This is a genomic window from Asanoa sp. NPDC050611 (genome assembly GCF_040654855.1).
In the GTDB taxonomy this organism is placed as follows: domain Bacteria; phylum Actinomycetota; class Actinomycetes; order Mycobacteriales; family Micromonosporaceae; genus Asanoa.
Genome location: NZ_JBFAIU010000313.1, coordinates 1 through 9,079 on the forward strand (window position 1 = coordinate 1; position 9,079 = coordinate 9,079).

Sequence of the window (9,079 nt, forward strand, 5' to 3'; positions counted from 1 at the left end):
AGCGCGACGCCGACCTCGGCGGTTTCGGCGGCTGGACCCCGGCCGATGGACCGGGGCTGCGCAAGAAGGCCCGGCTGCGTCGGGTCGCCGAGCGGCACCGCGGCCGCGTCGGCGAGCCCGATCTCCGCGGTCGGCAGGGCGCGGGTGCCGAGCTTGTCCTTGAGCCGGTGCACGGTGACCCCAGGCGCGGGCGCGCCGCTGTTGGCGCCGTCGGCATATCGCGGCACGAGGAACGGCGCCAGCGCCCGGCTCCCCGGACCGGCGCCGTCGGGCCGGGCGAGCGCGACCGCCATCGCCGAGTCGGCGGCGGAGCAGAACCACTTCTCGCCGGTGAGCAGCCACCGGTCGCCGTCGCGGCGGGCGACGGTCGACGACCGGGCGAGGTCGGAGCCGCCCTGCGACTCGGTCATCCACTGCCCGCTGGTGACCGCGGTATCGGGATCGGTCGACAGCAACCGGGGCAGCCACTGGTCCCGCACGTCCCGCCCGACGTCACCACGCGACAACAGCGCCGCGGCGCCGTCGGCCATGGCGACCGGGCAGGAGAAGGTCGCCGACTCGGGCCCGTAAAGATGCAGAAGCGCGTGCTGAACGATGCGGGTGGCGGCGCCCCAGGTGCCGCGGGTCTCGTCGAGGTACGGCAGGGCGACGACAGCGTGCCGCGCCGCCGCCGCCCGTTGGGCCTGCCAGCCGGCGGACGTCTCGATCCGGTCGACGCGCGCACCCCACGGGTCGTAACGCACGAGCTCCGGCGGATGCGCCTCGGCGTCGACGTGCGCGGCCCGAAGTGGACCGACCACGTCGGCGGCGAGATCGGTCAACCGCGCCTTGGCCAGGGCGTGTCCGGTGGCGCCGAGCTGCCGGTCGAGCCAGAGCCGCAACAGCCGATCCCCCGCGTACGGATCCTCCGGGGGCGGCAACGGCTGCACGAACCGGGCCATGGCGGCTCCTTCGCGGGCGGCAACGGGGGTTGGCCCGACGTTAACCGACCGGACGCCAACAGGACCAGACAACGCGGGTACGAGCGCCGGAAGGCCGACCCACCTCGCCAGACCGCCGGGCCGCTTCGTCCGCGATCAAACCCCGGCGCCCGCCGCACGCCGTCTCAACGCTCTGCAGGCGCGTGATGTCCAACCGCCCAGCACGACCAGCGCGACGCCGACTAGGGACGCCTGCAGCATCCACTGCCCCGACGCCAGCGGCGGAACCGTTCGCCCCAGCGCCAACGGCCACTGAATGCCGTGCTCGTGGCCGGGGGCGAGGACCTCGTCGGACAGGCCCGCACGGCCAAAACCGCCGCGCCTGGCCGAGTCAATGGTCGACACCGATCAAGGCGGCAACCCAGGCATCCCTGCACCCAGCGCCAATCGCCAGGATCCGCACCTGGCCCAGCGTCAGCGCCCCGCACCGATCAACGCCTCAGCGCCCGGCATAACCGGCCCCCAGCGCCAACGGCCCGGACCCCGCGCGTGGCCTAGCGTCAGCGCCCCGCACCGATCAACGCGCCAACGCCCGGCATAGCCCGCCTGGCCCTGCTCGCCCGGCGCAGCGCGCGTGTCGTGAGCGCGCTGCGCCGGCCACCCCGCATCACTCCTCGCCCGGCCCAGCGCGCGAGCGTGAGTGCGCTGCCCGGGCCACACCGCATCACTCCTCGCCCGGCGCAGCGCGTAAGTGCGCTGCCCGGGTCGCACCGCATCACGGCGCGCTGCGCAGCGTCCAGATGTGGCCGCTAGCGTCCGACTGGAGCCACCGGTTGACGGCGAAGCGGGCGCGGTGACCACGTCGCCGCCATGGCCGTGCAGACCGCCGCCGCGACCAGCACGACCAGCCAGCGGTCGTGCGCAGCCGCCCAGTCGGACCCGCCGAGCGGCACCAGCAGCGCAACCCGGCCCGGTAGCAACGCCGCCGCGAAGACCGCCGCCAGGAACGCCGGAGCCGCGACCAGGCCGACCACCCCACGACCCGACCGCCGCCAGACGACCGTCGCCCCCGCAAGCGCGACAGCCACCACGGTGGCCGCTTCCAGGGTCAGGTCGCCGCGCGGCAACTCGACTGCGGCCGGTCCGAGGGCCGCGCCGGCCGTGAAAACGGTGGCCCACCACCAAGCAGCCAGCAACACCCCACCCGCCCCGACCCGGGCCGCGAGCGGCAGCCACGCCGGCGCGGGCGAAGTCGCCGTCGTGGGCCTGGCCGGGTCGTCCAGGAGAAAGCCCACCCCCAGCGCCGCGCACACCATGGCCAGCCGGAGCAGCACCACCACCAGCCTCGGGTCCGATGCGCCGGACAGCGCCGCCGGCACGCCGATCATCGCGTAGCCGACGACCATCGCAGCCAGCGGCGGCATAAAACGCAGCGCCCGCACCGCCGGGACCGCGACCGCGGCCGCGACCCGAACCCTCATCCCCCGCATCAGCATCGACCTCCGTCGGCCGCCGCGAGCCAACGGCATGGTGAGGGAGTGGGGCTGTCCCCGTTCGGACCGGCCGCAACCAAGCCGCCGCACCGCATCCCCGCTCGCACCCGCACCAACGCCCGATCGGGCGCGGCCCTGCCCGCGATCACCGTTCGCACCGGGCGTTGACGAACGCCGGATCCGGCGCCGGACCCACCGGGACGTTGAACAGCGTGCCCACCCGCTCGATGGTCGTGCCCGGCGCGGTCAGCTCCGCCCAGTGCTCCGCCACCAACGGCGTGACCTCGGCGGCGGGCCGGTCGAGCAGCGCCAGCCCGACGGCAGCGTCGCGGTCGTCGACGAACAGGCCGTTGTTGATCGTGTAGTCGACGAAGGCCAGTGACCCGCTGCTCTGGTTGTCGAGCTGGCGCAGGCCGTCCGCCGTGCGTGGGCTCGCCTGGCCCGTCAGCCAGACGATCAGCGCGCCGCGGGCGCCGCAGACGCTGGTGTCGCGGGCTACCGCCCGCCCGGTCAGCAGGCGGTAGGCGACGCCGCCGGCGAAGGCGGCCGCGGTCGCGGCGTCGCCCCACGTCGTGCCGACCGGGATCGCCTCCGGTGTGCCCGCGGCGGTGTCCGTGGCGCGCTGGGCCCGGGCGCGGGCCTCCATCTCCTCCGGACCGAAGACGCCGCCCGAGGTCGGGTAGCCGTCGGACCACACCCATTGGCGCACCGCCAGCGGCGGGCCGGCGGTCAACGCGGCCGGCGGCGCCAGTCGGACCACGTCCTCGAGGACACCCGACCAGGCCGGGACCCACGAGGTGAAGTCGTCGAACGCGCAGTAGGTGACGTCAGCGCGCGACTGGCACGTCTGCACGGCCGCCGGGTTGTCGTTGACCGCGACCCGCGCCGCCAGCACCGCGTCGTCGCGGACGAACTGGGCGCTGCCCGCGAGCACGGTCACCGCCAGCGCGGCCGCCAGGCCCGGCAGGGCAAGCCGCACCCGGACGCCCGCCCGCACGAGCGCGAGCGTCGACAGGACCAACGCCAACCCGGCCAGGTAGGCCAGGTGGCGGCCGGACGGGCGGTCGACCAGCACCGACGGCAGGGCGATCGGTAGGTCGTCGGGCAGGATCGGCAGCAGCCGCCCCCAGGTCGTGCCGGTCGCGACCGCCGCGATGGCGACGAAGCCCGCGGCCGCGAAGGCCACCGCCGCCAGCGGTGCCACGATCGGCGAGCGGATCAGCAGCGCGAGCAGGACGCCGCCCGCCGCGAGGACGGCGACGATGCCCGCCGGGATCACCACGTCGAACAGGTCGAGGGTGCCCGCCCGGCCCGGCAGCAGCGCCAACGTGACCGTCTGCCCGGCGAAGACCGCCAGCGTGAGGCCGGATGGGGCGAGGCAGGCGAGCAGGAACGCGCCCGTGCGCCACGCCGGCGGCAGCACCAGGACGTCGGAGACCGCGTCGGTGCGGTGGCGGTGCTCGCGGAGCACCGCCAGGTTGGCCACCACCAGCACCGCGCCGCCGAGCACCAGCATCGCCGCCATCTGCAGCGGGACGACGTCGGCATGCAGCACCGGATAGTGGTCGGCGCCCGGCCGGGCGAGCTGCCACACCCACGGACCGAGGTAGAGCAGGACCGCGGCCACCATGACCGGATGGCGGAGCATCCGGACCGCCTCGAAACGGGCCAGTGCCAGCGCCGCCTGTCGCCGCGAGACATCGGGGGCCACCGCCGCCCGCGAGATCGGGGCGTCGACAACCGCGGTCACCGCTGGACCTCCGTGGCCCGCAGGTCGACCAGGGTGAGGTAGCCGTCCTCGATGGTCGGCTCCAACAGGGAGGCGCCGGGCGGTGGATCGCCGACGTTGCGGAAGGACCCCGTGCCGGTGCGCCACGACGCCAGGGCGCCGGCTGCCCGCGTGTCACTGGTCCAGACGCGCCCGGCCGCGAGCCCGGCCAGCGAAGCCGGCGTGCCGCTGAAGCGGGCCTGGCCCTGGTCGAGCACCACGACCGTGCGGCACAGCGACATGACGTCCTCGGTCTGGTGGGTCGACAGCAAAACGGCCCGGTCCTCGGCGAGCTCGGCGAACAGCTCCCGGAACCGCATCCGCTGCTCGGGGTCGAGACCGACGGTCGGCTCGTCGAGAATCAGCAGCGCCGGGTCGCCGACCAGCGCCGCCGCCAGCGCGACCCGCTGGCGCATGCCGCCCGACAGCGACCGGATCCGCTTGCCCCGCTGCGCGTCGAGGCCGACCAGCGCGAGCACCCGCCGCACCTCGGCGTGGCGGGCCGACCGCGACGTCAGCTCCTTGAGGATCGCCACGTAGTCGACGAACTCGAACGCCGTGAACGACGGGTGGAAGCCCGGGTCCTGCGGCAGGTAGCCGAGTCGCCGCCGCACCGCGAGCCGGCCCGGGCCGGTCAGGGCGTCGTGCCCGAACGCGGTCACGGCACCGGAGTCGGGACGGATCGCGGTCGCGACGACCCGCAGCAGCGTGGTCTTGCCGGCACCGTTGGGGCCGAGCAGGCCGGTCACGCCGGTGCCGAGGGACAGGGAGACCCCGTCGAGGGCGGTGGTGCGCCCGTAGCGCAGCACCAGCCCGTCGACTCGGACCGCGACGTCAGTGGCAAGGGTCATCGGAGCCTCCGGGTCGGTAGGACGTCGAACAGGGCGGCACGACGGGCGAGCAGCACGGACAGCACCGCCACGGCCGCGAACAGGGACAGCTGCCCAGCGGTGGAGAACGGCAGCATCCCGGCCCAGGTGACCGCCAGCACCCAGACCGCACCGACCAGGACCGCCGCCCAGGCCGGGCCGAGCCGGGGCGAGAGCAGCAGGGTCACCACCGTCAGGGCCAGCGACGGCAGGAACCAGCCGGCGATGGTCAGCCCGTGGCCGGGGACGAACAGCGTCGCGGCCGCGCACAGCAGCGTGTTGGCGGAGAGCACCGCGACGCAGCGCAGCAGCAGGAGCCGGAACGCGTGCACCGGCGACGTCACGGTGATCTCGTAGGTCGGATCGACACCCGGCCCGAACGAGACCGCCACGCCGATCAGCGTCAGCAGCGGCGCCGCGCCCAGGAACACGACCGGGTTGACCGCACTGGCGAGCAACGCGGTCAGCACGAGCGTCACCGCCACCGACGCCAGCCACGACAGCCGCAGCGCCGGCGTCGCGGTCAGCAGCCGCGCGGTGTGGTCGGGCACCCCGACGGCGACCAGCAGGCGCTCGACCGGCCGGGGCCGGGGCGCGTCCAGCGCCGCGTCGAGCCGGGCCCAGCCCGAGTCGACGGGCACCAGCGAGGCCAACCGCGCGCGGCACGACGCGCAGGCGAAGAGATGGGTCTCTGTCGACCAGAGCAGTGGGGGCCCGAGCCCGCTGCCGGCGTAGGCGCGTAGGTCGTCGTCAGGAACATGCCAACTGGTCATGTCAGCTCCGCACGCAGCTGTTGGCGGGCGCGCATCGCCCGGGACTTGACGGTGCCGGCCGGAATGCCGAGCAGCACGGCGGCCTCCGCCGTGGACAGCCCGTCGATCACCGTGGCCTGGATGACGGCCCGCAGCTCAGGCGACAACCGGGCGAGCGCACCGGACAGGTCGCCGTGCTCGACGTCGAGCAGCACCTGCTCCTCGGCGGACGGCTCGTCACGGCGCCGGAACCGGGCCAGCAGCCGACCCAACCGGTCGCGGGAATGCCGCCGGCGCAACGCGTCGACCAGACGCCGCGACCCCACCCGCCACAGCCACCCGGCCACGTCGGACGACGGCGACGCATGGAACCGCGCGGCACCCCGCCACACGTCGAGGAACGTCTCCTGCACCACTTCGTCGACGAGCCCGTCGTCGGGACACCGGTGGCGTAGTCGCAGCACGAGCCAGGCGGCGTGCCGCCGGTAGAACGCCTCGAACGCGGCCCGGTCGCCGGCCGCGACATGGGCCAGCAGATCAGCGTCGGTCGGTGGTGGTCTCACACCCTCTTCATCGGAACGAGTGGCCGATTTGGTTCGCGTACCCCCGAAGAATTTCTCACATGCCAGGCAACGCCGGTTGCGGCAAGGCGGCGCCGAGGTCGCCGGCCATGAAGTGCCGCCGGCACAGCACCTGATACCGGACGTCCGCGTCGGCCACGGTGTCCCCGATCACGACCTGCTCGCCCGACCGCGCCACCACACCGTTGACGACCCGCGCGTTCAGCGCGCCCGCCCGCCCGCACCAGCACAGCACCTCGACCTGGATCCGCTCCACCGAGTCGGCCAGCTCGAACAGCCGCCGCGCCGCCGGGAACAGGACCGACCGGAAGTCGGTGGCCAGCCCGAACGCGAACACGTCCACGTCGTAGCAGTCGACCAGCTCCACCATCTGCTCGATGTGCTGCTCACCGTAGAAACAGGCCTCGTCGCAGATCAGATAGTCGACACCGACGCCGTCGGCCCACTTGGACCGCACCAGCTCGACCAGGTTCAGCGCGTCGGTCACCTCGATCGCGTCGTGGGCCAGCCCGATCCGGGTGGTGACCTGCGGCCCGAGCGAACGGTCGATCCGCGTCAGCACCAGACCGCGCCGCCCCTGCCGCGCGTGGTTGTAGTTCATCTGCAGGGCCATCGTCGACTTGCCGCAGTCCATCGGCCCCCAGAAGAACTTGAGGGCCGCGCCGTGGCGCAACCGCCCGTCGCCGGCGGCGTGGCAGGTCGTGGACAGTGCGGAGTCGTCAGTCACGATCCGGCAGCCTAACCGCCGGTACGCGAGATCAACTCACAGTACGCGCGGCGGCGTGTTGCCCGCGGCCACGATCGCCCGCCGGACAGGCACCGCGAGCAGCAGGAAGAAGCCCACGACGAAGAAGAACACCAACGACACGATGCCGACGCGGTACGAGTCAGTGAGCTGGAACACCAGACCGAACGCCAGCGGCCCGAGCCAACTCGTGCCCTTGTCGCTGATTTCGTAGAACCCGTAGTATTCGCCCTCTTTGCCCTCCGGGATCATCTGGCTGAACAGCGACCGGCTCAACGCCTGGCTGCCGCCGAGCACGATGCCGATGCACGCACCCAGGATCATGAACGGGACGGGCTCCTCCGCGGGTAGCCAGAACGCCGCGACGATCACCCCGGTCCACAGCACCAGGCTGAGCAGAACGGTCTTCCACGCACCGATCCGCTCCGCGAGCCGACCCAGCCCCAGCGCCCCGCCGAACGCGAGGAACTGCACGATCAGGATCGTGATGATCAGGGTGTTCTGCTCGAGCTTGAGCTCCTCGGTGCCGTACTGGCTGGCCAGCGTGATCACGGTCTGGATGCCGTCGTTGAACACCAGGAAGGCGAGCAGGAAGAACAGCGTCAGCGGGTACGCCTTCAGGTGCCGGATCGTGCCGCCAAGCTGCCGGAACCCGTCGGTCAACACGTTGCCCCGCGAGACCGGCGTGGTCGGGTCGACGACCACGGGGCGGTCCCGCAGCCACAGCAGCGGCAGCACCGTGAACGCCGCCCACCAGATGCCCGCCGAGACGATCGACCAGCGGGCCAGGTCGAGGGTGCGCTGGTCGTTGCCGTCCTCGCTGAGCAGCATCACGGCGACGAGGTTGAGCAGCAGCAACAGCCCGCCGCCGAGGTAGCCGAGGGCCCAGCCGCGGCTCGAGACACGGTCACGGTCGTCGGGCGCCGCCAGCTGCGGCAGGAACGAGTTGTTGACCACGAACGCGGCGCCGAACGAGATGTTGGCGACCAGGAACAGCACGCCACCGAGCAGGTAGCGCTCGCCGGTCACGAACGCGAACAGGATCGTGGCCAGCGAGCCGAGGAACGCGAAGCCGGCCAGCAGCCACTTCTTGCGCGGCGTGCGGTCGGCGATGGCACCCACGATGGGCAGCACGAAGACCTGGAGCAGGACCGAGAGCGAGATGAGGTACGGGTAGAACGAGCCGGCGGCGATCCCGATGCCGAAGGGATGCACGCGGCCGGAGCACTCGTCGGCGCCGAGGGCGCAGCCGGCGGCCAGCTCGGTGACCGTGGTGAGGAACGGGCCGAGGAAGACCGTGATGACCGTGGTCTGGAAGGCCGAGTTGGCCCAGTCGTACATGTACCAGCCGGAGCGCTCGCGCCTCGTGCTCGGTGGCGGCGCGGCGTCGACAGGTGTCGCGGCGGTGACCTCGGCCATCGGGTTGTCCTCGGGGGTGGGTCAGGGCCAGAGGCCGCGGGCGATGTAGACGTCGCGCAACACGTCGACGCGATCGGTCATGATGCCATCCACGCCGAGATCAAGTAAGTGGTGCATCGGATCGGGTTCGTCGATCGTCCAGACATGAACCTGCAGGCCCAGGCGGTGGGCGTACGCCACGAAGCGCTCGTCGACGACCGTGAGCCGCCCGTAGCGCGGCGGGACCTGGGCGGCGACCACCGAGGGGTGCATCCGGACCGGCCGGTTGCGTCTCGAGGCCAGCCATAGCCGGGTCACGCCGCGCATGCCGAGGCTGGTCGCCACGGTCGGGCCGGCCAGGGCGCGGACGCGGGCCAGGCGGCTGTCGCTGAAGCTGGCCAGCAGGACGCGGTCGGTGGCCTTGGCGTCGTTGACCGCCTGCACGGTCGGCGCGATGCCCGGCGCGGCCTTCACGTCGATGTTGAAGCGCACGTCGGGCCACGCGGCCAGGACGTCGTCGAGCCGGGGCACGGCGGCCGACCCCGCGACGCGT

Annotated in this window: 9 protein-coding genes; all 9 read right to left on the reverse strand. The window is 73.2% G+C overall.

Annotation, left to right across the window (positions count from 1 at the left end):
- Positions 1-941 (reverse strand): acyl-CoA dehydrogenase family protein (locus AB0H87_RS32910; protein ID WP_360154601.1); only part of this gene is annotated, 941 nt, incomplete at its 3' end.
- 788 nt (positions 942-1,729) lie between these two features.
- Positions 1,730-2,401, reverse strand: a complete 672-nt coding sequence (locus AB0H87_RS32915) for a hypothetical protein (RefSeq protein ID WP_360154603.1) — start codon at positions 2,399-2,401, stop codon at positions 1,730-1,732.
- Positions 2,402-2,558: 157 nt separating this feature from the next.
- Positions 2,559-4,163 (reverse strand): hypothetical protein, encoded by a 1,605-nt coding sequence (locus AB0H87_RS32920; RefSeq protein ID WP_360154606.1) that lies wholly within the window; start codon positions 4,161-4,163, stop codon positions 2,559-2,561.
- Positions 4,160-5,032 carry an ABC transporter ATP-binding protein gene (locus tag AB0H87_RS32925; protein WP_360154609.1) on the reverse strand — a complete coding sequence of 291 codons (873 nt, stop codon included), beginning with the start codon at positions 5,030-5,032 and terminating at the stop codon, positions 4,160-4,162. Before AB0H87_RS32925 ends, AB0H87_RS32920 begins: the two co-directional genes overlap by 4 nt.
- Positions 5,029-5,823 carry a hypothetical protein gene (locus tag AB0H87_RS32930; protein WP_360154612.1) on the reverse strand — a complete coding sequence of 265 codons (795 nt, stop codon included), beginning with the start codon at positions 5,821-5,823 and terminating at the stop codon, positions 5,029-5,031. The genes AB0H87_RS32925 and AB0H87_RS32930 overlap by 4 nt, the downstream gene beginning before the upstream one ends.
- Positions 5,820-6,365 carry an RNA polymerase sigma factor gene (locus AB0H87_RS32935; protein WP_360154615.1) on the reverse strand — a complete coding sequence of 182 codons (546 nt, stop codon included), beginning with the start codon at positions 6,363-6,365 and terminating at the stop codon, positions 5,820-5,822. Before AB0H87_RS32935 ends, AB0H87_RS32930 begins: the two co-directional genes overlap by 4 nt.
- A gap of 55 nt (positions 6,366-6,420) precedes the next feature.
- The gene (locus tag AB0H87_RS32940; RefSeq protein ID WP_360154624.1) at positions 6,421-7,092 is read right to left on the reverse strand and encodes a thymidine kinase; all 672 of its coding nucleotides are present in this window, start codon (positions 7,090-7,092) and stop codon (positions 6,421-6,423) included.
- 54 nt (positions 7,093-7,146) lie between these two features.
- A complete protein-coding gene (locus tag AB0H87_RS32945; RefSeq protein ID WP_360154617.1) occupies positions 7,147-8,547 on the reverse strand; it encodes an MFS transporter in 1,401 nt (466 codons plus the stop codon).
- A 21-nt stretch (positions 8,548-8,568) separates the two neighbouring features.
- The coding region (locus tag AB0H87_RS32950) for a glycerophosphodiester phosphodiesterase family protein (protein WP_360154621.1) at positions 8,569-9,079 on the reverse strand (511 nt) is incomplete at its 5' end.

Excerpts from the sequence above, each read along its gene's own strand:
- AB0H87_RS32930 (WP_360154612.1), bottom strand. The coding sequence starts at position 5,823 with ATGACCAGTTGGCATGTTCCTGACGACGACCTACGCGCCTACGCCGGC.
- AB0H87_RS32915 (WP_360154603.1), bottom strand. The coding sequence starts at position 2,401 with ATGAGGGTTCGGGTCGCGGCCGCGGTCGCGGTCCCGGCGGTGCGGGCG.
- AB0H87_RS32945 (WP_360154617.1), bottom strand. The coding sequence starts at position 8,547 with ATGGCCGAGGTCACCGCCGCGACACCTGTCGACGCCGCGCCGCCACCG.
- AB0H87_RS32925 (WP_360154609.1), bottom strand. The coding sequence starts at position 5,032 with ATGACCCTTGCCACTGACGTCGCGGTCCGAGTCGACGGGCTGGTGCTG.